Source organism: Pantoea sp. T14, from assembly GCF_036663535.1.
GTDB classification, from domain to species: domain Bacteria; phylum Pseudomonadota; class Gammaproteobacteria; order Enterobacterales; family Enterobacteriaceae; genus Pantoea; species Pantoea phytostimulans.
The window spans coordinates 489,810-512,017 of sequence record NZ_JAWUEB010000027.1 but is presented as its reverse complement, the minus strand read 5'-3'; the positions used below and the strand labels follow the sequence as shown (position 1 = coordinate 512,017).

Sequence of the window (22,208 nt, the reverse complement as noted above, 5' to 3'; positions counted from 1 at the left end):
GGTCTCTCTCTGGATGGTTATGCAGGCTTATCTAACTCTGCCAGACTCAACCAGGTTTCAACTACAGTATCTGGGTTGAGCGACAAACTGTCGATGCCCTCCTCCATAAGCCAGGCTGCGAAATCCTGGTGATCTGAAGGTCCTTGTCCACAAATACCGACATATTTTCCTTGCTTCTTCGCGGCACGAATCGCCATCGACAGCAGCGCTTTCACTGCCTCGTTGCGCTCATCGAACAGTGCAGAAACCACACCTGAGTCGCGATCTAATCCCAACGCCAGCTGCGTCATATCATTTGAGCCGATAGAGAAGCCGTCAAAGTGTTGCAGGAACTGATCGGCCAGCAAGGCATTGGAAGGGATCTCACACATCATGATGATTTTCAATCCATCTTCACCCCGTTTCAGTCCCTGGCGCGCCAGCTCTTCAACCACCGCTTCGGCTTGCGCAACGGTACGGACGAAAGGCACCATGATTTCGACGTTTTTCAGCCCCATATCATTACGCACACGTTTAACAGCTGCGCATTCCAGTGCAAAACAGTCACGGAAGCTGTCAGCAACATAACGGCCCGCGCCACGGAATCCCAGCATTGGGTTCTCTTCATGTGGTTCGTAACGCTCGCCACCCACTAAGTTGGCATACTCGTTAGATTTGAAGTCCGACAAACGCACAATAACGCGCTTCGGCGCAAAGGCTGCGCCCAGAGTTGCAATGCCTTCCGTTAGACGAGCGATATAGAACTCGATGGGATCATCAAAGCCTTTCATCATCTTGCGAATTTGCTGCTGCAGCTCAGGCGTTTGCTGATCAAATTCCAGCAACGCTTTGGGATGCACGCCAATCATGCGGTTGATGATGAACTCCAGACGCGCCAGGCCGACGCCTTCATTCGGTAAACAGGCAAAATCAAAGGCGCGATCGGGATTACCGACGTTCATCATGATTTTCAGCGGCAGATCAGGCATCTCATCGACCTGCGAGCTGGTGATATCGAAATCGATTAAATCGTCGTAAACGTAGCCGGTATCCCCCTCAGAGCAGGAAACCGTCACTTTATGGCCATCTTTCAGTAAATCGGTGGCATTGCCACAACCAACAACGGCGGGAATACCCAGCTCACGTGCAATGATGGCGGCATGACAAGTACGCCCGCCGCGATTGGTGACAATGGCTGACGCCTTTTTCATGATCGGTTCCCAGTCAGGGTCGGTCATGTCTGTCACTAACACGTCGCCTTTTTCGATGCGGTTCATTTCACTGATGTCGTGGATGACTTTAACTTCACCCGCACCAATGCGATGCCCTATCGCACGACCTTCTACTACAACGTTGCCTTTGCCTTGCAGGTTATAGCGCTCCATCACCTGGCCGTTTGAACGTACCGTTTCCGGGCGCGCCTGAACGATAAACAGCTTGCCAGTATGGCCATCTTTAGCCCACTCAATATCCATTGGACGCTTGTAGTGTTGCTCAATTAACACGGCTTGATGCGCCAGCGCCTGTACTTCATCGTCGCTTAAGCTAAAGCGATCGCGTTCAGCTTCAGGCACATCTTCAATACGCACCTGTTCACCATGTTCCTGTGAATCAGCGTACACCATGCGAATTTTTTTCGATCCCATGTTGCGACGCACAATCGAAGGACGATTAGCCGCAAGGGTCGGTTTATGTACGTAGAATTCATCCGGGTTGACCGCGCCCTGTACCACCATTTCGCCAAGGCCGTAGGCAGCCGTGATAAACACTACTTGATCAAAGCCCGATTCAGTATCAATGGTGAACATCACACCCGCAGAAGCGAGATCAGAACGCACCATACGCTGAATACCTGCAGACAGCGCCACGCCTCGGTGATCGTAACCCTGATGCACGCGATAAGAGATAGCGCGATCGTTAAACAATGAAGCATAAACGTGCTTCACTGCAATCATCACCGCATCAATACCCTGTACGTTCAGAAACGTTTCCTGCTGACCGGCAAAAGAGGCATCAGGCATATCTTCCGCAGTGGCTGAGGAGCGCACCGCAAATGAAGCTTCCGCATCATCAGCGGAAAGTTGTTGGTAGGCTTCGAGGATGGCGGCTTCCAGCTCCGGCTGGAATGGCGTATCCACAACCCATTGACGAATCTGCTTACCGGCTTTCGCCAGTTCATCAACATCATCAATATCGGTCTTGTCCAGCAGTTCATAGATACGCTGGTTCAGCCCGCTTTGATCGAGAAACAGATTAAATGCATAAGATGTGGTCGCATAACCATTGGGGACGGAAACACCCAGCGACGACAAGTTGGTAATCATTTCACCCAGGGAGGCATTTTTGCCTCCCACCCGATCAACATCATGCATGCCAAGCTGGTTATACCAGAGCACTAGCGGCTGTTCGCCTTTATTGGACATTGAGCTTATCCTTTAAAAATGAGTGGGCACATGGAATATCTTGCAATTTGCCAAAACAGCCTGGCACATTGCCCAAATAAAGACTAAGTGTTGAATCGTTAAAGCTAACGATAATTCTTAATTTCGGAATTGTACCTATTATTGCTGGACGTTGCGCAAACAGCTTAATTTTTGCTAAATGACTGATGGCAATGTAATTGGCTCGATTTCAGCCACTTATGCGCTATTTTTTGTTGCGCAACAAAAAACCGCGCTATTACTGCTTTATATTGAAGTGGGCCGCAAAATAAAAATTTAAGAAACAGCATTTCATTTATTTATGCGGGATGAATCCGTATCATTATTAAAAAAATGAAATATTCATAAAAATAAAATATGGATTTTTTGTTTTACTTAATCTTATGTGAATCGTCCTATTCCTTACATTCTACGTCAAAGGCAGGCATCGATTATGAGTACTGACAGAAGCGTTTTTTATATTTCCGATGGTACTGCTATCACCGCTGAGGTGCTGGGGCATGCCGTGCTTTCGCAATTTCCGGTAAACATCACCAGCCTGACGCTACCTTTTGTGGAAAACGTCCAGCGTGCGCAAGCCGTCAAAGCGCAGATTAACGCGCTTTATCAACAAAGTGGGGTTCGGCCCTTGGTGTTCTTCTCGATTGTGACGCCAGAAGTGCGCGATATCATCGTACAAAGTGAGGGGTTTTGTCAGGACATAGTTCAGGCACTGGTCGCACCGTTGCAGCAGGAGTTGGGCTTATCACCAGCGCCTGTCGCGCACCGAACTCACGGCCTGGATGCCACCAACCTCGGTAAATACGATGCGCGTATCGCGGCAATTGATTACACCCTGGCGCACGATGACGGCATTTCGTTGCGAGGACTGGAGCAGGCGCAGGTCATTTTGTTGGGCGTGTCTCGTTGCGGTAAGACGCCCACCAGCTTATACCTGGCGATGCAGTTTGGCATCCGTGCAGCAAATTACCCGTTTATTGCAGATGACATGGATAACCTTAAATTGCCGCCTGCATTACGAGAACATCAGCACAAACTGTTTGGACTTACCATTGACCCCGAACGTCTGGCCGCCATTCGGCAGGAGCGTGCGGAAAATACCCGTTACGCCTCGATGCGCCAGTGTCGGTTGGAAGTGGGTGAAGTGGAAGCGCTGTTCCGCACGCACCAGATTCGCTATCTCAACAGCACCAACTATTCGGTTGAAGAGATCGCCACTAAAATCCTCGATATCATGGGACTGACTCGTCGCATGTATTAATTAACTACGGCGGCGATGTAAAGCGTCGCTGCCGTAAGTTATCTCCTCTTTTCGGGTACTTGGGTTGAATTCGCAGGCTAATGGTTTATTGTGACCCTCATCACTTCCCGGTATTTCACCGTTGCGAAGAACAGCTTTCGAGAAACCCATGAACAAAACTGACGAACTGCGTACAGCACGTATTGGCGGCCTGATAACGCCAGCCAGTCTGGCAGCAGAACATCCGATTTCCACGGCTATTGCCGAGAACGTTACCGCCGCACGTAAACGCATTGCGCGCATCTTAACCGGAGAAGATCCCCGCCTGCTGGTGATTATCGGCCCTTGCTCTTTGCACGATCCCGAGGCGGCCCTGGATTACGCTAAGCGCCTTAACGCGCTGCGTGAACGCTACCAGGATCGGTTGGAAATTGTGATGCGCACCTATTTCGAAAAACCGCGTACCGTGGTTGGCTGGAAAGGATTAATTTCTGACCCGGATCTTGATGGCAGTTTTGATGTGAATCGCGGCATTGGGATTGCGCGGCAGCTGCTGATTGACATTAATGCCCTCGGCCTGCCCACCGCGACTGAATTCCTCGATATGGTGATCGGCCAGTTTATTGCCGACTTGATTAGCTGGGGTGCCATCGGTGCCCGCACCACTGAAAGTCAGATTCACCGTGAAATGGCTTCTGCCCTCTCCTGCCCGGTAGGCTTCAAAAATGGGACTGACGGGAATGTGCGGATTGCCGTCGATGCCATTCGCGCCTCGCGCGCCAGCCACATGTTTTTATCACCGGATAAAAATGGCCAGATGACGATTTATCAAACCAGCGGTAATCCGCACGGCCACGTTATTCTTCGTGGTGGTAAGCAACCTAATTATCACGCCAGCGATGTCGCAGAGGCGGCAGCAAATCTGCGTGAATTCAACTTACCCGAACAATTGGTGATTGATTTCAGCCACGGTAACTGCCTGAAGCAGCATCGTCGTCAACGCGATGTGGCGATTGAGGTTGCGCAACAGATTCAATCTGGTTCGCATGCGGTCGCGGGTGTAATGATTGAAAGCTTTATTGAGGAAGGCAATCAGAAAGTCGTAAGCGGCGAGCCGTTGGTTTATGGCCAGTCGATTACCGATCCTTGCCTCAGCTGGCAGGACAGCGAAGATGTGCTTGCCCTGCTGGCCGAGGCGGTTTCAAGCCGTTTTTAACTTAACTGGAACAACTCACTTCTAACGTTTTGCCCCAGTCTGGCGGTCGCTGACGATATTCAGCGGCCGTTTCATCACTGAATGGCTGCTGCAACGCCTGATGCAATTGCGCTAACGCGCTTTTTTCACCCTTCTCCGCCTCTTCAATGACCTGCTGTGCCATATAGTTACGCAACACCAGCGCCGGATTCGCCTTCTTCATGGCCGCTTGTCGTGTTTCATCGCTGACTTCGTCTTGCAACAGACGCACACGATAGCTCTCATACCAATCATCAAAAGCTTGCCGATCAATAAATTCATCACGCAAAGGTGAACGCGCCTCATTTTGTTGCGTATCGCTGAGCATGCGGAAAGTCAGGGTGTAATCGCTGTGCTCTTTGGTCATCAGCGTCAGCAGGCCGGACAATATTTCGTTATCTACGCTGTCGGCACTGAGTAAACCTAATTTAGCTCGCATGCGTTCGCCCCAGACACGCATCAGTTCAGGTTCATAATGGCTTAATGCCTGTTTAAGCTGCTCGGTACTCATTAACCCTGACAGAGCATGTGCCAGACGATTGAGGTTCCATAATCCAATCATGGGCTGATTTTCGAAGCTGTATCGTCCCTGGTAATCGCTGTGATTACAAATAAAGTCGGGCTGATAATCATCGAGAAAACCAAAAGGACCGTAATCCAGCGTCAAACCCAAAATCGACATGTTGTCGGTATTCATCACGCCGTGCGCAAATCCCACGCTCTGCCATTGCGCAATCATTCCAGCGGTGCGTTTTACCACGTCAGTGAACCACAACAGATAACGATCGTGTTCATCAACCCATTGCGGCCAGTGATGACGAATAGCGTACTCCGCCAACAGCTGCACTTTGTCTTGCTGGTTGCTGTAATAGAAATGCTCAAAATGACCGAAGCGTAGATGACTCTCTGCGATGCGCATTAGCATGGCACCGCGCTCGGTAGTTTCGCGGCGTACCTGTTCATCACCAATCGCAATTGTCAGCGCGCGTGAGGTAGGAATACCTAAATGGTGTAATGCTTCAGAGGCTAAAAATTCACGCACCGTTGAGCGAATCACTGCACGGCCATCACCCATACGCGAATAAGGCGTCAGACCTGCCCCTTTTAAATGCCAGTCAAGTTTACTGCCATCAGCTAAACGCTGTTCGCCAAGTAAAATGCCGCGCCCATCGCCCAATTGGCCGGCCCAAACGCCAAATTGATGACCGCTATAGACTTGTGCCAAGGGCTGCATACCGGGTAACAACGCAGCGCCATGCCAGACACCGTGGCCCTCGCCTGCAAATAAGGTCTCGTCCAGTTCCATGGCGCGCGCTAAGGGCGCATTGTGGTAAAGCAAGCGTCCGCCTTCCAGCGGTGTAGGATTCAGGGCGGTGTAACATCCTTTCAGCTCATGAAACCAACTGTTGTCGAATAACATAGTTTCTCCCGAGCAGCGCTCATTTCACGCTGTCGTTATAAAACCTTCAGTGTAACGTCGAAAACAGAGTTTAGACAGGTTATAGCGGCTGCTGTGACGTGCTCAGGCAGGTATAGGCGTACAAGAGTTCCTCAAGTGAATCAGACTTAACCACCGGGAATAGGGCCCCTTGTAAATCCGCACCCGATAATTTATTTACCTTATTCAGTAATTGATCATCATCTACACCACAAATTATCATTTGCTCACAGTGAGAACGAAAATTATCAAGAATGCTTTGAATAAAGGAGGGGAAGGACGCGCGTTTAGCCAGTGAATGAATAAATTGTTTATCCATTTTTATGCAGCTAAATAAATTATCGTAAACCGCGTTAGCTGGAGATTTTCCTGCACCAAAATGTGAAAGTGATAATCGGAATTGCTGATGAAGGGCGGCGATTAAAGGATCGTTGAGACCTTGTGCTAAATGTGGAAAGGATTCGCTTAAATCTAATAACAGAAAGGAGAGCTGTTTTATTTTCCGCGTCAGGAAATCACTTTCAAGGAGGGTTTGAGACATATTAGCGTCAACACGCATCAAGGCCACCACACCCTGCGCCTCAAAAAAAGCCTGGTGCTTTTCAAGCAGCAAAATTTGACTTTGCAACAGACGCAGTTGCTGCGCTTCATCAAGCTGCGGCAACAGCAAGTCCTGCGGCAAGGTGATAGGCGCACTTTCATGGATGAACTGAGTGACCAGCTCAACCGCGGTTAACTGCCCATTTAATGCATAAGCAGGATAAAGCCAAATCTCCGACTGGTAGTCGGCGGATATGTGAATTTTCATTTCTGGAGCCAGTATATGTGGCGATTGGCGCATCGTATATGATTGAAAACAAGCAGGCAATAGATCCAAATCATGGAAGAGGCGGTAACTTAATACCTCAGTTTCACTTTGCTGCCCGACATCCAACCTTAAGCCAAATAAACCGGGACGTACTCCGGTTGGGATTGAAAATAAATTTTCAGCGCTATTGTTATAATTAAAAACCCTTCGGGTAAAGTACCATTCTAAATAAGAGCCTAAAAAAGGCGGTTTCGTCTGATTTAATAGGCCTTAAAAATGGCAATATGCGCTGTATCTATATGCGCCTTGCCTGCCAAAACACTTTTCGCCAGTAGACATTATCTAATGATGATCGAATAACCCCTTGGCTGGTCGAGGCGTGAATGAAAGCGTTGTCGGTATCATAGATCCCTACATGCAAACCGTTTTCGCCACCGCCGGTTTTGAAGAAAACTAAATCGCCTGGCAAGAGGTCGTCTTTATCGATGCGCGTTCCCATATCACTTTGTGCCCTTGTGGTGCGCGGCAACTGAAGCGCAAATTTATCGCGAAAAGTCAGGTAGACAAAGCCAGAACAATCGATACCACGGCGGCTCATGCCACCATAACGATACGGCGTACCGTGCCAGTGACCCAGTTGGTCATCAAGTTGCGCAATCACGGTAATTGAATCGGAAAGACGTCCGTTAACCGGCGGTGCGTGATGACTACAGCCCGCTAACAGCAGCACTAAAATGAGCAATCCCATCCGCATCGCAGAACGTCCTTTTTAAAATCGTAACCGCGTTAATGTAGCGGCAAAGCGCTGTGCGTGGCAAGCCGTCACGGCATGACAGTGAGCAGCGTGCGCCCTTCCAGTTCCAGCTGACGAAACGTGATGTGATACAAGGGTGACAGGCGCTCTGGCGTCAAAACGCGTGAAGGTTCACCCTGCGCCATGAGCTTGCCTCGATGCAGCAACCACGCGCTATCAGCATGGAGCAGGCTGTGGTTGAGATCGTGGCTACTGGCAATAACGCAAATACCTGCCTGACACAGTTCTTTGATGACCTCATCCACCGCTTTTTGCTGTGCAATGTCGAGTGCGGTCATCGGCTCATCAAGGATCAGCAAGCGACCTTGCGCATTAATCTGCGGGTCGACTTGTGCGCAGGCCGCGACCAAACGCACACGCTGCCACTCGCCACCGGAAAGCTCGGTTAACGATCGCCTGAGTTTGTCGCGTAGTTGGAATTTATCCAGTAATTCAGTGAGCCGTTGATCGGCCTGCGGCAGTGTAGATTGCAGATGCAGACGTATATAGTGATAAACCGGCATTGGGCTGAGGGGAATGTGCTGCTGCGGTAACCACGCACGCAGCTGAGCTAATGCAGATCCGCGCCATTCATGCAATGGATTACCCAATAAACTGGCTTCGCCATCATAAGGTTGTAAACCGGCTAACAGCGCAAGTAAGGTGCTTTTCCCGGCCCCATTTGGCCCAACAACATGCATTAACTTACCGCTGTGTAATTCGGCGGTAAAAGGCAGCAGCCGTCCAGAGACGGCTGCGTCTTTCAGGCTAAAGAACATCTATTTTGCTAAAGCCGCTTTAATCGTTTCGAGAATAATCGGATCTTCTGGCAACATATCAGGCGCAAATCGCTGTACCACCTGTCCATCGCGACCAATCAGGAATTTTTCGAAATTCCACAGGATATCGCCTGTCGCCTTAGGTGCACGCCCTTTACTTACCTGGCGCTCGTAAAAACCGCTGCCCTCTGGGCGCACCGCATCGGGTTTTGCTGCTGTCAATAACGCATACAGCGGATGGCGGCTTTCTCCGTTGACGTCCGTTTTGGCAAACATCGGGAAAGTCACGCCATAGGTGGTACTGCAAAAAGTTTTGATCTCTTCACTGCTGCCTGGCTCTTGCTCAAGAAACTGGTTGCAAGGGAAACCCAATACGCTAAAACCCTGATCCTGCCAGGCTTTATGGATGTTCTCCAGCTCTTCATACTGAGGTGTTAAACCGCATTTTGACGCTACGTTAACGACCAACAATACTTTGCCTTGCCACTGAGACAGTGAGGTTTTTTCCCCATCAAGCGTAACCAGTTCAGTTTGATAAATGCTCATAACGAATTCCTGTTGTTGATGCATTAAGCCAGCCGAAGCTAGCGCGAAGATTTCACTAATAGCGCAATAAACAGAGGCGCGCCAAGCGTTGCCGTGACCACACCAATTGGCAGTTCTGCGGAGGTTAACACCAGACGAGCAATAATATCAGCACCCAGCAGCACGCTGGCACCCGCTAATGCCGCTGCCGGTAATAAATAGCGATGATCGCTTAATCCACTCAGCCGTAATAAATGCGGAATGACCAAACCGACAAAACCAATTGCACCTGCCATCGCCACGCTTACGCCGACCAGCCATCCCATCGCCAGCACCAGTATATTGCGCCAGAAAAAAAGCGACAGGCCGAGCTGGCGTGCTGAAGTTTCTCCCAACGCCAACAGATTAAGCACGCGTGATGTTTGAGTCAGCGCCAACGTCACGGGCAATAAAGCCAACATCATCCAGCCATAGCGCCAGTCGATACCGCTGAAGCCCCCCATCATCCAATACATCAACTGCCGTAAATCGAGGCTGGTACTGAAGTAAACGGCCCAGGTCATGATGGCGCTGCAGATAATGCCCAAGGCGACGCCAGTTAACAGCAAACGCGTGACCGAGAGCTGACGATGAGCAAAATGCAGCAAAATTAAGGTAATGATCAGGGCACCTGAGATGGCTGCCAGACTGAGACTCCACAATGAACCGCTGCCTAGCAGCACGCCAAGCACCAAGCCAATGCCAGCGCCATTAGATACGCCAAGTAATCCCGGCTCTGCCAGCGGATTAGTAAACAGTGCCTGCATCACCACGCCACACACCGCTAACGCGGCACCGACCAGCATCACCGCTAAGGTACGCGGCATGCGCAATTGCCAGACAAAGAGCTTGCCGCTGTCGCTCATCCACTGTGAAGGTGCGATCCAACTGTCACCCGCACACAGACTAAAAAATAACAATATAAGCAGCATGAAACCTAAGCCGTATAACCATTTTTGGCTACGACGATCGGCCTGACGGGCGAGCTGGTCTAGCAGAGACATAAGCAGGATTGGCTGAGAAAACAGAGATTTGATTGTAGTGGGATTGTAAAAAAAAGAAAGGATAGAGAAGCGGCGCCTGAGGCGCCGCAAACTTATTTATGTGGTGGAATCGGTTGACCGTTGTTGCCATGACCATTGTTGTCATGATTTTGCTGCGGTTTAGCCTGATTCTGCTGGGTGTTATGGGTCTGCGGTTTGTTGTCATGCCGCTGTGGTGCTTTTGCTGGCTGACGATTGCCTGGATGCTGTGTCTGCCAACCATTTCCATTCCAGTAACCGTGCGGGCCTTTCAGGCCAACGTGGCGCCCCTGATGCTGCTTCCACCAGGTAGGCTGACGCCAGTCAAAACCGTCCCAGTAATAACCGCGATTATCGCGATCGCCAATATGGACGGAAACGCCCGGCGTGTTAATGCTCACGGAAACATTTGCGTTTGCTAGCAGCGGCATGCCTAACAGGATGCTTAATAAAATAGCTGTCTTTTTCATCAGCCTGACCTCTTGTTATGTGATGGCGCTGTTATAACAAAAGCCGCTGGCAGGTCACTATCAGTAGGTGCTGATTTTCCAGATGTTTTCCAGAAGCTTACATAATCCTGACAGAGTGAAGATATTGTGAGCGCTTTTAAGGTTATCTGCGGACGCTGGATATGAAAAAGGCCGCTTTCGCGGCCTTTTTTGAATACTGAAATTAGTCAGTTTCTTTGGGTGTAGCGTTCTCGACGCGGCTTTTCAGCTTCTGCCCTGGACGGAATGTCACGACGCGACGCGCAGTGATTGGGATATCTTCTCCCGTCTTCGGGTTTCTGCCTGGACGCTGGTTTTTGTCTCGCAGGTCGAAATTACCAAACCCAGACAATTTTACCTGTTCTCCATTTTCCAAAGCGCGACGCACCTCCTCGAAAAACAGCTCCACTAACTCTTTTGCATCGCGTTTGCTAAGCCCGAGTTTCTCAAACAGGTATTCTGACATTTCAGCTTTTGTAAGCGCCATAGGTTCAATCCCTCAAGGTTGCCTGGAATCGCTCTTTTAATGCCGCAACGCATTTGCCAACGGTCGCGGCAATCTCCTCTTCTTCGAGTGTCCGGCTGGTATCCTGCAAAATCAGGCTGATAGCGAGGCTCTTAAAGCCCTCGGAAACGCCCTTACCGCGGTACACGTCAAACAAGTTTACGCCAACTACCTGATTTACGCCAACTTTCTTACACTCCGCGATGATATCTGCTGCTGGGACGTTTTCAGCCACCACAACGGCGATATCACGACGGTTTGCCGGGAAGCGTGAAATCTCGCGCGCGTCAGGCAGGACGCGGTCTGCAACCTTATTCCAAAGCAGTTCAAAGACTAAGGTGCGACCATTGAGATCAAGCTTACGTTCCAGCTCAGGATGAACCACCCCGATAAATCCGATTCGTTCATCCTGTAAATAAATGGCTGCGCTTTGCCCCGGATGCAGTGCCGGATTGGCTTCTGCACGGAAGCTAATGTTATCCAGTTTGCCGGTTAAATCGAGCAGCGATTCTAAATCGCCTTTTAAATCATAGAAGTCAACCGACTGACGCGCCAGATCCCAATGCTCTTCGTTACGATTACCACTCAATACGCCAGACAGCATAAGATCCTGACGAATACCTAAATCGGCTTGTGTATCCGGCACAAAGCGTAATCCGCTTTCAAAGAAGCGAACGCGGCTCTGCTGGCGATTCTGGTTGTAGACCACCGCACTCAACAATCCAGTCCACAGTGACAGGCGCATAGTCGACATGTCGCTGGAAATCGGGCTTGGCAGGATCAGTGCTTCTTCACCCGGATGCAGCAGCTGTTGAATTTTTGGATCAACAAAGCTGTAGGTGATCGCTTCCTGATAACCTTTATCAACCAGCAAGGTTTTGGCACGCTTCAGGGAAAGATTCGCTTCACGATGCTGAGTCATGATCAAACCAGCCTGAACCGGCACGTCTGGGATGTTGTTGTAGCCGTAAACACGCGCGACTTCTTCGATCAGATCTTCTTCAATCGTCATGTCGAAACGCCAGCTTGGCGCAACGGCTTTCCACTCACCTTCGCTCACAGTAACCTGACAACCCAGGCGCGTCAGAATATCCGTCACCTGATCGTCTGCAATCGCATGACCAATGAGGCGGTCGAGTTTTTCACGACGCAAAATAATAGTGGCCCGCGGCGGCAAAGATGCCTGGTGCGTCTGGTCGATTATCGGACCCGCTTCGCCCCCACAAACGTCCAGCAGTAGCTGCGTAGCGCGTTCCAATGCTTTGTGCTGCAACGCCGGATCAACACCGCGTTCGTAGCGATGCGAGGCATCGGTGTGCAAACCTTGACGGCGGGCACGCCCCGTAATCGCCAGCGGATCGAAAAAGGCACATTCAAACAGGATGTTTTGCGTTTCAGTATTTACACCAGAATGCTCGCCACCAAAAATACCGGCCATTGCCAGCGCTTTATGATGATCGGCAATGACCAGCGTGTCGCTGCTCAATTTGGCTTCAGTACCGTCCAGTAGCGTTAAGGTTTCACCTTCCTTCGCCATGCGCACCACAATTCCGCCATCAATGCGGTCAAGGTCGAAGGCGTGCATCGGCTGGCCCAGCTCCAGCAGGACGTAGTTAGTGATATCAACCACCGGATCGATAGATCGAATACCACAGCGACGTAGCTTTTCTTTCATCCACAACGGTGTGGAGGCAGCAACGTTAACGCCCTTCACTACGCGGCCCAAATAGCGTGGGCAAGCTTCTGTTGCATCAACGCGAATCGGGAAAGTGTCATTGATGGTCGCAGCAACCGAATTGATTTCCGGTGCGTTGAGCGGTAAACCATTTAATACCGCGACATCGCGGGCGATACCGATGATACCGAGGCAATCTGCGCGGTTTGGCGTCACGCTGATTTCAATGGTGTTGTCATTGAGCTGCAGATATTCACGAATATCGGTGCCAATCGGCGCCTCTGCAGGCAGTTCAATAATGCCGTTATGGTCATCTGAAATACCCAGCTCTGAGAATGAACACAGCATGCCTTCAGACGGCTCACCACGCAGTTTTGCGGCTTTGATTTTGAAGTCACCCGGCAGCACTGCGCCAACGGTAGCCACTGCGACTTTAAGGCCCTGGCGGCAGTTTGGTGCGCCACAGACGATGTCCAGTAGGCGCTCGCCACCTACATTGATTTTGGTGACACGCAGTTTGTCGGCATTCGGATGCTGTCCGCATTCAACAACTTCACCCACTACCACGCCATGAAACGCGCCAGCAACAGGATCTACGCCATCGACCTCTAAACCTGCCATGGTGATTTGCTCAGACAGCGCTGCGCTGTCCAGGGCTGGATTTACCCATTCGCGTAACCAGAGTTCACTGAATTTCATTGGATAACCTGCCCTTACTTAAATTGTTTGAGGAAACGTAAATCATTTTCGAAGAAAGCACGCAGATCGGTTACGCCATAGCGCAACATGGTCAGACGCTCCATGCCCATACCAAATGCAAAGCCAGAATAGATTTCAGGATCGATGCCTACGTTACGCAGAACGTTCGGGTGCACCATGCCGCAGCCCAATACTTCAAGCCACTTGCCGTTTTTACCCATTACATCGACTTCTGCTGATGGCTCGGTAAAGGGAAAATAGGAAGGACGGAAGCGGATCTGCAAATTCTCTTCAAAGAAGTTGTTCAGAAAATCGTGCAATGTGCCTTTCAGATTGGTAAAGCTGATGTTTTTATCGACAATCAGGCCTTCCATCTGATGGAACATTGGCGTGTGCGTTTGGTCGTAATCGTTACGATACACGCGCCCTGGCGCAATGATACGAATGGGTGGCTGCTGCTCTTTCATGGTACGAATCTGTACACCCGAAGTTTGCGTGCGCAGCAGGCGTGTAGCATCAAACCAGAAGGTATCGTGATCGGCACGAGCGGGATGGTGCCCCGGAATATTCAGCGCATCAAAGTTATGATAATCATCTTCAATTTCTGGGCCGGTAACGACTGCGAAACCTAACTCACCAAAAAAGTTTTCGATACGATCAATGGTGCGCGTAACCGGATGCAAGCCACCATTTTCAGTGCGGCGACCCGGCAGAGATACGTCGATGGTTTCTGCTGCCAGACGTGCATTCAGTGCTGCAGATTCCAGCGCATCTTTGCGCGCAGTCAGATGCTCAGTCACTTGCTGCTTGGCTTCATTGATTACCGCGCCTGCTGCTGGGCGCTCTTCTGCCGGCAGCTCGCGTAGTGTGGTCATCTGAAGCGTCAGATATCCTTTCTTACCCAAATATTCGACGCGTACTGCGTCAAGGGCGGCGATATCCGTCGACCCGTCAATGGCCGCCGTGGCTTTGGCCACCAGTTCTGCGAGTTGGGACATGTTTTCCTCTTCTTCCAGTCAGGCTGGTCAGTTCTCGTTGGGACCTGCTGGTCCAATGTACTATCGCCAGAAACAAAAAAGCCTCCACGAGGGAGGCTTTCGGCGCGATTTTTCGTTTCTTTTCTTATGCGCAAAAGCCCCTAATGTCAGGCGCTAAAGTAAAAAAAGAAACGGAAAATAGCAGCATTCATGCTTGCGGTTACCTTGTTATTAATTAAGGGTGCTATTGAAATGCGCAGCGGTGAAAATGTCAATCTTTTGCTTGAGTTACAGGCAATAAAAAAGGGAGCAAGCTCCCTTTTTCAACTGACTTACGCCAGAGCTGATTTCGCTTTTTCAACAAGTGCAGAGAATGTCACTTTGTCGAATACGGCGATGTCGGCCAGGATTTTACGGTCAATTTCAATGGCAGCTTTTTTCAGACCATTGATGAAACGGCTGTAAGACATACCGTTCTGACGCGCCGCAGCGTTGATACGCGCGATCCACAGCTGACGGAACTGACGCTTACGTTGACGACGGTCACGGTAAGCATACTGACCAGCTTTGATAACAGCCTGGAAGGCAACACGGTATACACGTGAACGTGCACCGTAATAGCCTTTAGCTTGTTTTAAGATTTTTTTGTGACGTGCGCGAGCAACTACACCACGTTTAACGCGAGCCATATGAGCTCTCCTGTTCTATATTCTGTTTAAAAAAAATGGACTTATGCGTACGGCAGGCAGGCAATAACCAGACCCAGATCGCCTTTAGAAACCATGCCTTTAGGGCGCAGGTGACGTTTACGCTTAGTAGATTTTTTAGTCAGAATATGACGCAGGTTTGCGTGTTTACGCTTGAAGCCGCCAGAAGCGGTCTTCTTGAAGCGCTTAGCCGCGCCACGTACAGTTTTAATCTTTGGCATTTTAAAAAATATCCACTTCGCATTGTTAATAACATGACCCAGACAGGCGAACACATCCCCGCACAGCGCGAACGCTGCGCGGTTGGTGTTACTTGAAAGCCTACTGTTTCTTCTTAGGTGCGAGCACCATGATCATCTGGCGGCCTTCAATCCTCGAAGGGAAAGATTCAACAATGGCCAATTCCAGATCTTCACACAGATCTTTACGGACGCGATTAAGCACTTCCATACCGATCTGCTGGTGCGCCATCTCACGACCGCGGAAACGCAGCGTGATTTTGGCTTTATCGCCTTCTTCCAGAAAGCGAATCAGGTTGCGTAGTTTGACCTGATAGTCGCCATCATCGGTTCCAGGACGGAATTTAATTTCCTTAACCTGAATAACTTTTTGCTTCTTCTTCTGTTCCTTAGAAGATTTGCTTTTCTCATAGAGGAACTTGCCGTAGTCCATGATGCGGCAAACCGGCGGTTCGGCATTCGGGCTGATTTCTACTAAATCAACGCCCGATTCCTCAGCTTTTTCCAAAGCTTCACGTAGACTGACAATGCCAAGCTGCTCGCCATCAACGCCTGTTAGGCGCACTTCTGTCGCGCGGATTTCACTGTTGATTCGATTTGGACGCGTCGGTTGTACTCGTTTTCCGCCTTTAATACTTTATTCCTCCAATTGGTGAAGATTTCGGCTGCGAATTTCTTGTTGCAGTTTCTCAACAAACACATCGACATCCATCGACCCAAGGTCTTTACCACGGCGGGTGCGAACGGCCACTTTGCCAGCTTCCACCTCTTTATCACCACAGACCAACATATAAGGGACGCGACGCAATGTGTGTTCGCGGATTTTAAAGCCTATCTTCTCGTTTCTCAAGTCTGCTTTTACACGAATGCCAGCATTCTGCAACTTACGTGTCAAAGACTCAACATATTCTGCTTGTCCGTCGGTAATATTCATTACTACAGCTTGCAGCGGTGCCAACCAGGTAGGGAAGAAACCGGCAAACTCCTCGGTCAAAATGCCAATGAAGCGCTCCATCGAACCCAGAATCGCGCGGTGAATCATCACTGGCGTCTGACGGTCGTTGTTTTCACCCACATAAGTGGCTTCTAAACGCTTCGGCAGTGAGAAGTCTAGCTGAACTGTCCCGCACTGCCAGGCACGATCAAGGCAATCGTACAAGGTGAATTCGATTTTAGGACCATAGAAAGCGCCTTCGCCAGGCTGGAATTCGAACTCAATATTGTTCTCGTTCAACGCAGCAGCAAGGTCTTCCTCGGCACGGTCCCACATGTCATCGGTGCCAATACGCTTTTCTGGACGGGTAGATAATTTTACCACAATCTTTTCAAAGCCGAAGGTGCTGTACATGTCATAAACCATGCGAATACAGCTATTCACTTCGTCACGAACTTGCTCTTCAGTACAAAAAACGTGGGCGTCGTCTTGGGTAAAGCCACGTACACGCATCAAACCATGTAACGCACCTGATGGCTCGTTACGGTGGCAGCTACCAAACTCAGCCATACGCAGCGGTAGATCGCGGTACGACTTCAAGCCTTGGTTGAAGATCTGCACGTGGCCCGGGCAGTTCATCGGCTTGATACAATATTCACGGTTCTCAGATGAGGTGGTGAACATCGCTTCTTTATAGTTTTCCCAATGCCCGGTTTTTTCCCAGAGCACGCGATCCATCATAAATGGACCTTTAACTTCTTGATACTGATATTCTTTAAGCTTGCTGCGAACAAACACTTCTAGCTCGCGGAAGATGGTCCAGCCGTCATTATGCCAGAACACCATACCCGGCGCTTCTTCCTGCATATGGTAGAGGTCAAGCTGCTTACCAATCTTACGATGGTCGCGTTTTGCAGCCTCTTCCAAACGTTGCAGATAAGCCGCCAACTGCTTTTTATCTGCCCAAGCGGTACCGTAAATACGCTGCAGCATCTTATTATTGCTGTCACCGCGCCAGTACGCACCGGAAATTTTCTGCAATTTAAAATGATGGCAGAAACGCATATTCGGCACGTGCGGACCGCGGCACATGTCGATGTATTCTTCGTGATGATACAGGCCAGGATGATCGTCATGGCTGATGTTCTCATCAAGGATGGTGGTTTTATAAACTTCACCACGCGCGGCAAAGACGTCGCGTGCTTCCTGCCAACTCACTTTTTTCTTCACAACATCATAATTGGACTCAGCCAACTGATGCATGCGTTTTTCCAGCAGGTCGATATCTTCCTGGGTCAGGGTACGATCAATGTCGACATCATAATAGAAGCCGTTATCAATCACCGGACCAATCGCCATTTTTGTGTCTGGCCACAGCTGCTTAATCGCATGGCCCAACAGATGCGCACAGGAGTGACGAATAATTTCCAGACCGGCTTCGTCTTTCGCAGTGATGATGGCGACAGAGGCGTCTTCGGTGATGGGATCAACTGCATCAACCATCTCACCGTTTACACGCCCAGCAATGCAGGCCTTGGCTAAGCCTGGACCAATATCCAGCGCGATATCCATGACACTGACAGGGCGATCAAAAGAGCGCTGGCTGCCATCAGGAAGCGTAATTACAGGCATTTCATATCCTTAATTGCAGTGGTAAGCCACACGAAAGCCTACATGCACATTGAGTAAATTTATTTGCCTGGCGTAATGTCAGACCCACATTGTCGGAATGACGCCAGGATTGTAGTGCGGCGCAGATGATAGCAGTTTTACGCGAGGAGAAAAACCCATGCCTTTTCACCTAAGCCTTGGAGAGATCAAAAAAAAGCAGCCTGACATCAAGCCAGGCTGCTTTTAACCAACATCGCTAAATCACGATTACATCGCGTAAGAAAGCATGATCGATGTTTTGGTATCGGTGCGATCTGGCGCAGATTCTGGCGGATTGTTATTCCAGGTCACGTTATAAGCCAGTTTCAACGCGAAGTGATCGTTGATCGCTACCTGCAGGCCAGTTTCTGAGTTCAGCGTGGTATCTTCACCGAAGCTGCTTAATACAGACACACCTTGTACGAACTTGGTGGTGTCGGTCAGCTGCCACTGGTAGCTAACAGCGCCATAACCCAACGCTTTAGTTTCATGTCCACCGTCGTGGAAATCGTCATAGCGTACACCCGGACCGAATTCAGCACGCAGCGAATGCACTGGACCATTCAGAAGCTGACGACCATAACCCGCGGTTAACACGTCACGTGAATCGTAACCGTTGAAACGGTCGCTCAACCAGCTTGCCTGACCAAACAGGTAATCGTAGTTGCTCACGTTATAACGGCTACGGCCGCCAATGTTGTAGGTTTCGGAAGAGCGCTCATCGTTAGATGAGGTATTAGCCGCATTGCCCCACAAGCTATAAGCCATTGAGCTTTTATACCAGGTCATGTTGGTTTGCGCGGTCAGCGATGAGCTGGTGGTGTTACCGGTTTGAGCCAGATAACCTGCAGCCGCAGAACCTTCAAACGGTTTTTTGGCCGTGGAAGGATCATCCATAGACGTAAAGACGGCGTTATCGGCCAATGCCTGATGACAAAACGCTCCAGCAGAGAGCAAAAGAACAGCAGACAGCTTGTTGAAGGCTTTCATTAAATGTGATCCGTGCGACAGTTTAAAAAACGGAGAGTTTGAAGTGTTTCCTAAGTCAAGCAATGCAATTTACGGTAAGATTTGTAAACAAATATTAACGCTGCAAAAAGCGCGCTTTTTGGCCTGACACCGCTTGATTATTGGGATCCTTCTGATTAACGCGGGGCATTATAGTGGGCAGTTAACGCAAATACATCCTGATAAACAGAAGATTTTTCTTAAGATGCATTTATCGCCTTACATCTCTTTACTCGCGAAATTAACAAAAGTTTGATCTCATCTCCTTAATAACTCGCCCATTTTTTCATCGTAGTCTACGCTGAGGACAGTAAAAACACGTGGAGGTGAAGAATGAGTAGCCAATCGTTAACCCGTTATATTGTGACCTTTCATTTTCAAGAATCTGGTCTAGGCGATATTCTCGAATTGACCAGCAGCATGACGTCAGCAGGCTTCACTACCACGCTGACGGATGATGAAGGGCATCCCCACGAACTGGGTACCAACAGTTTTGGTATCGTCACAACCCTTGAAGAAGCGGAATTGAAACAGCAGGCCACGGCGGCAGGTGAAAGCATTTTAGGAAAGCCTCCTGAAGTGACTATTTCAACGCTGGACGCTTTCTTACAAGACGCCGCGAATAAAAGTTCTTCTCCTTAACCAGATAAGCCGTGCATACGCGGCGGTTTTGGTGAATATTTAAGCGTGACAATCGATCTTACGCAGCGAATAAAGAGGATAGCCCAATGTGGTCAGCCATTAGTCGTCTGTTAAGCGAGCAGTTAGGCAACGCCGAAATCACACAACGCCATGAACTCCCCGGCGGAGACGTCCATCCCGCCTGGCATGTTCGCTATGGCGAGCACGACGTGTTCGTCAAATGCAACAGCCGCGAAATGTTATCGCTGTTTACCTGGGAAGCCGATCAACTGGCGCTGCTTGAGCGCACGCAAACTGTGCGCGTGCCTAAGGTTTATGGTGTAGGAAGCTATCGCGATGACAGCTTTCTCCTGCTTGAGTACATCGCTCCGCAACCGTTGGATGAACAAAGTGCTTTTCAGCTAGGCAGGCAGCTGGCACATCTGCATCAGTGGAGCGAACAAACTCAGTTCGGCCTCGACTTCGATAACAACATCACTACAACCCCCCAACCCAACAGCTGGTTACGCCGCTGGTCAGTTTTCTTTGCTGAACAACGCATTGGTTGGCAACTGCAACTCGCGGCTGAAAAAGGGGTTCAGTATGGTGATACAGACCTGATTGTGGCCTGCGTTCAGCGTGTACTGGCATCCCATCATCCGCAACCTTCCCTGCTTCACGGCGATCTCTGGCCTGCAAACTGCGCTAGCAGTGTACAAGGCCCGTGGATTTTTGATCCGGCCTGTTACTGGGGCGATCGTGAATGTGATTTGGCAATGCTGACCTGGTTTGAGGATTTACCGCGTCAGATTTATGAGGGTTATCAGGCAGTTTGGCCGTTACCTGATGGTTTTTCGCAGCGACAACCGGTTTATCAACTCTACTATTTGTTGAATCGCGCCAATGTCTTTGGTGGTAACTGGCTTGGCGAAGCGCAATTCGCCATTGGCCAGTTATTGGATGAAGATGAGTTAACACAGCATCAGGCCAAACCGGCCTGATTGCTTAAACGAATCCCAGCAGGGAGAGCGCGAAATATCCCGCTATCGCAATGACGACAGGCAAAACATAAAGCGGAAAAACCTGTAGGAACAGGGTGTGACGCGGCACACGAATCTTCTCTTCTAATTGCTGACGCGAGCGCCCTTCGCTGCCTTTTGCCTGCTCAAGGATCATTTGATCCTCAACACCTTCTTTTATATGACGCGCCTGGCGCCCCATGCGTGAACCTGATGCTTCCAGCGCCAGCCCCACAAAAATCAGAATATAGATAATCCAGAAGCCGAGATTCATTTGACCATTAAAATCGGGCACCGGCGAGTTATGCCAGAAGAAGCCAAGGAATGGCGTATTGAAGCGCACCATATCGATTATTACATGCACAAAATCCAGCATCACAGCATCAATACCTGGCTGCTTTTCACTGTGCTTAAACATAAAGCTCAGCACGGAAATTACCGTTGAAAGCAATGCCAGCAAAAAGATTATCCAGCCAGCGACGCGCTTAAGGATGGCGATACGGCCAGCCTGTTGATAGGTCATGATATCTCCTGAACCCAAAATCCAATGTGCACTCAGTCTACCTGCGCAGGGGGAAATTTCCCAAAAAAATGAGCCTACTGCGCCCGTTAAGCACACCTCATGCCGTCGTGTTAAGGTAGCGCAAACTTAAATAAGGAGACGTCGTATGTCTTATCACCGCCCTGTTCTTGCTGCCTTATTCGATATGGATGGATTGATTATCGATTCTGAACCTCTCTGGGATCAGGCTGAAATGGACATCTTCTCGACGCTGGACGTTGACCTGACGCGCCGTAATGAGCTGCCTGACACACTCGGCCTTCGTATCGATCAGGTGGTGAGAATGTGGTACGAAACACTGCCGTGGAATGGCCCAAGCCAACACGAAGTGACGAACCGTATTATTGCGCGTTCGCTTTCACTGATTGAGGAGACGCGTCCGCTGCTTCCAGGCGTGAAAGACGCGTTAGAACTGTGTCAGCAGCAGGGAATGAAAATTGGCCTCGCTTCTGCTTCACCGCTACATATGCTTGAGCGCGTATTAGAAATTTTTGATTTGCGCGCCTACTTTGATGTCCTGGTTTCTGCGGAATCCTTGCCTTACAGCAAACCGCATCCGCAGGTTTATCTGGATGCCGCTGCCAAACTCGGTATCGATCCCTTGAACTGCGTCACGCTGGAAGATTCGTTTAATGGCATGATTGCCACTAAAGCCGCACGCATGCGCTCTATTGTTGTACCCGCAGCCGAATACCGTGACGATCCGCGTTGGTCGCTGGCCAATGTTAAACTCGACGATCTCACGCAATTAACCGTTGCCCATCTTCAAGGCTAAATTCAGCCCGCCAGCAGGCGGGCTTTTATTTACCAAAGTTCAGAGAATTGA

General features: G+C 49.9%; 23 protein-coding genes and 1 other annotated feature. Of the genes, 5 read left to right on the top strand and 18 right to left on the bottom strand.

Features of this window, described 5'->3' with window-relative positions; genetic code table 11:
• Positions 1–17 precede the first annotated feature (17 nt).
• Positions 18–2,402: a phosphoenolpyruvate synthase gene (gene ppsA / locus SC127_RS20500; RefSeq protein WP_332627815.1), complete on the bottom strand. Its 2,385-nt coding sequence runs from the start codon at positions 2,400–2,402 to the stop codon at positions 18–20.
• A gap of 451 nt (positions 2,403–2,853) precedes the next feature.
• Between ppsA and ppsR the strand changes: the two genes are divergently transcribed.
• Positions 2,854–3,681, top strand: coding sequence for a posphoenolpyruvate synthetase regulatory kinase/phosphorylase PpsR (gene ppsR, locus SC127_RS20495; protein WP_215846942.1), 828 nt, complete (start codon positions 2,854–2,856; stop codon positions 3,679–3,681).
• 148 nt (positions 3,682–3,829) lie between these two features.
• Positions 3,830–4,876, top strand: coding sequence for a 3-deoxy-7-phosphoheptulonate synthase (locus SC127_RS20490; RefSeq protein ID WP_215846943.1), 1,047 nt, complete (start codon positions 3,830–3,832; stop codon positions 4,874–4,876).
• A gap of 1 nt (position 4,877) precedes the next feature.
• Here SC127_RS20490 and SC127_RS20485 read toward each other — a convergent pair whose 3' ends face one another.
• From SC127_RS20485 to SC127_RS20410, 16 genes are all read right to left on the bottom strand, one after another.
• A complete protein-coding gene (locus SC127_RS20485; RefSeq protein ID WP_243078071.1) occupies positions 4,878–6,314 on the bottom strand; it encodes a protein adenylyltransferase SelO in 1,437 nt (478 codons plus the stop codon).
• A 79-nt stretch (positions 6,315–6,393) separates the two neighbouring features.
• Positions 6,394–7,140: an EAL domain-containing protein gene (locus SC127_RS20480; RefSeq protein ID WP_243078504.1), complete on the bottom strand. Its 747-nt coding sequence runs from the start codon at positions 7,138–7,140 to the stop codon at positions 6,394–6,396.
• Positions 7,141–7,435: 295 nt separating this feature from the next.
• The gene (locus SC127_RS20475) at positions 7,436–7,894 is read right to left on the bottom strand and encodes an NlpC/P60 family protein (RefSeq protein WP_215846945.1); all 459 of its coding nucleotides are present in this window, start codon (positions 7,892–7,894) and stop codon (positions 7,436–7,438) included.
• A 68-nt stretch (positions 7,895–7,962) separates the two neighbouring features.
• The gene (btuD, locus tag SC127_RS20470) at positions 7,963–8,712 is read right to left on the bottom strand and encodes a vitamin B12 ABC transporter ATP-binding protein BtuD (RefSeq protein WP_243078072.1); all 750 of its coding nucleotides are present in this window, start codon (positions 8,710–8,712) and stop codon (positions 7,963–7,965) included.
• Positions 8,713–9,258, bottom strand: coding sequence for a glutathione peroxidase (locus tag SC127_RS20465; RefSeq protein ID WP_332627811.1), 546 nt, complete (start codon positions 9,256–9,258; stop codon positions 8,713–8,715).
• A gap of 38 nt (positions 9,259–9,296) precedes the next feature.
• Positions 9,297–10,280, bottom strand: coding sequence for a vitamin B12 ABC transporter permease BtuC (btuC, locus tag SC127_RS20460; RefSeq protein ID WP_243078074.1), 984 nt, complete (start codon positions 10,278–10,280; stop codon positions 9,297–9,299).
• A 92-nt stretch (positions 10,281–10,372) separates the two neighbouring features.
• On the bottom strand, positions 10,373–10,768 hold the full coding sequence (locus SC127_RS20455) for a DUF2502 domain-containing protein (protein WP_332627809.1): 396 nt from the start codon (positions 10,766–10,768) through the stop codon (positions 10,373–10,375).
• A gap of 202 nt (positions 10,769–10,970) precedes the next feature.
• The gene (ihfA, locus tag SC127_RS20450; protein ID WP_003853259.1) at positions 10,971–11,273 is read right to left on the bottom strand and encodes an integration host factor subunit alpha; all 303 of its coding nucleotides are present in this window, start codon (positions 11,271–11,273) and stop codon (positions 10,971–10,973) included.
• Between the two features lie 4 nt (positions 11,274–11,277).
• A complete protein-coding gene (pheT, locus tag SC127_RS20445; RefSeq protein ID WP_332627761.1) occupies positions 11,278–13,665 on the bottom strand; it encodes a phenylalanine--tRNA ligase subunit beta in 2,388 nt (795 codons plus the stop codon).
• A 14-nt stretch (positions 13,666–13,679) separates the two neighbouring features.
• Positions 13,680–14,663 carry a phenylalanine--tRNA ligase subunit alpha gene (pheS, locus tag SC127_RS20440; protein ID WP_215846949.1) on the bottom strand — a complete coding sequence of 328 codons (984 nt, stop codon included), beginning with the start codon at positions 14,661–14,663 and terminating at the stop codon, positions 13,680–13,682.
• A gap of 71 nt (positions 14,664–14,734) precedes the next feature.
• Positions 14,735–14,859: a sequence feature (Phe leader region), on the bottom strand.
• Positions 14,810–14,854 carry a pheST operon leader peptide PheM gene (gene pheM / locus SC127_RS20435; RefSeq protein ID WP_106120997.1) on the bottom strand — a complete coding sequence of 15 codons (45 nt, stop codon included), beginning with the start codon at positions 14,852–14,854 and terminating at the stop codon, positions 14,810–14,812. It overlaps the preceding feature by 45 nt.
• 115 nt (positions 14,860–14,974) lie before the next feature.
• Complete coding sequence (gene rplT / locus SC127_RS20430; protein WP_098050756.1) at positions 14,975–15,331, bottom strand: 50S ribosomal protein L20; 357 nt, start codon at positions 15,329–15,331, stop codon at positions 14,975–14,977.
• 41 nt (positions 15,332–15,372) lie between these two features.
• A complete protein-coding gene (gene rpmI / locus SC127_RS20425; RefSeq protein WP_004157374.1) occupies positions 15,373–15,570 on the bottom strand; it encodes a 50S ribosomal protein L35 in 198 nt (65 codons plus the stop codon).
• A gap of 100 nt (positions 15,571–15,670) precedes the next feature.
• Positions 15,671–16,222 (bottom strand): translation initiation factor IF-3, encoded by a 552-nt coding sequence (gene infC, locus SC127_RS20420; protein ID WP_215848291.1) that lies wholly within the window; start codon positions 16,220–16,222, stop codon positions 15,671–15,673.
• A gap of 3 nt (positions 16,223–16,225) precedes the next feature.
• Entirely contained in the window at positions 16,226–18,154 is a 1,929-nt protein-coding gene (gene thrS / locus SC127_RS20415) for a threonine--tRNA ligase (protein ID WP_243078076.1), read from the bottom strand.
• A gap of 246 nt (positions 18,155–18,400) precedes the next feature.
• Positions 18,401–19,162, bottom strand: a complete 762-nt coding sequence (locus SC127_RS20410) for a DUF481 domain-containing protein (protein WP_215846950.1) — start codon at positions 19,160–19,162, stop codon at positions 18,401–18,403.
• Between the two features lie 351 nt (positions 19,163–19,513).
• Between SC127_RS20410 and ghoS the strand changes: the two genes are divergently transcribed.
• Entirely contained in the window at positions 19,514–19,822 is a 309-nt protein-coding gene (gene ghoS, locus SC127_RS20405) for a type V toxin-antitoxin system endoribonuclease antitoxin GhoS (RefSeq protein ID WP_215846951.1), read from the top strand.
• Positions 19,823–19,908: 86 nt separating this feature from the next.
• Positions 19,909–20,802 (top strand): fructosamine kinase family protein, encoded by an 894-nt coding sequence (locus SC127_RS20400; protein ID WP_243078077.1) that lies wholly within the window; start codon positions 19,909–19,911, stop codon positions 20,800–20,802.
• A gap of 4 nt (positions 20,803–20,806) precedes the next feature.
• Here the strand turns inward: SC127_RS20400 and SC127_RS20395 are convergent, their stop codons facing one another.
• The gene (locus tag SC127_RS20395; RefSeq protein WP_215846952.1) at positions 20,807–21,343 is read right to left on the bottom strand and encodes a YniB family protein; all 537 of its coding nucleotides are present in this window, start codon (positions 21,341–21,343) and stop codon (positions 20,807–20,809) included.
• Positions 21,344–21,488: 145 nt separating this feature from the next.
• Here SC127_RS20395 and hxpB point away from each other — a divergent pair, with 145 nt between their 5' ends.
• Complete coding sequence (hxpB, locus tag SC127_RS20390) at positions 21,489–22,157, top strand: hexitol phosphatase HxpB (RefSeq protein WP_243078078.1); 669 nt, start codon at positions 21,489–21,491, stop codon at positions 22,155–22,157.
• The last annotated feature ends 51 nt before the right edge of the window (positions 22,158–22,208 follow it).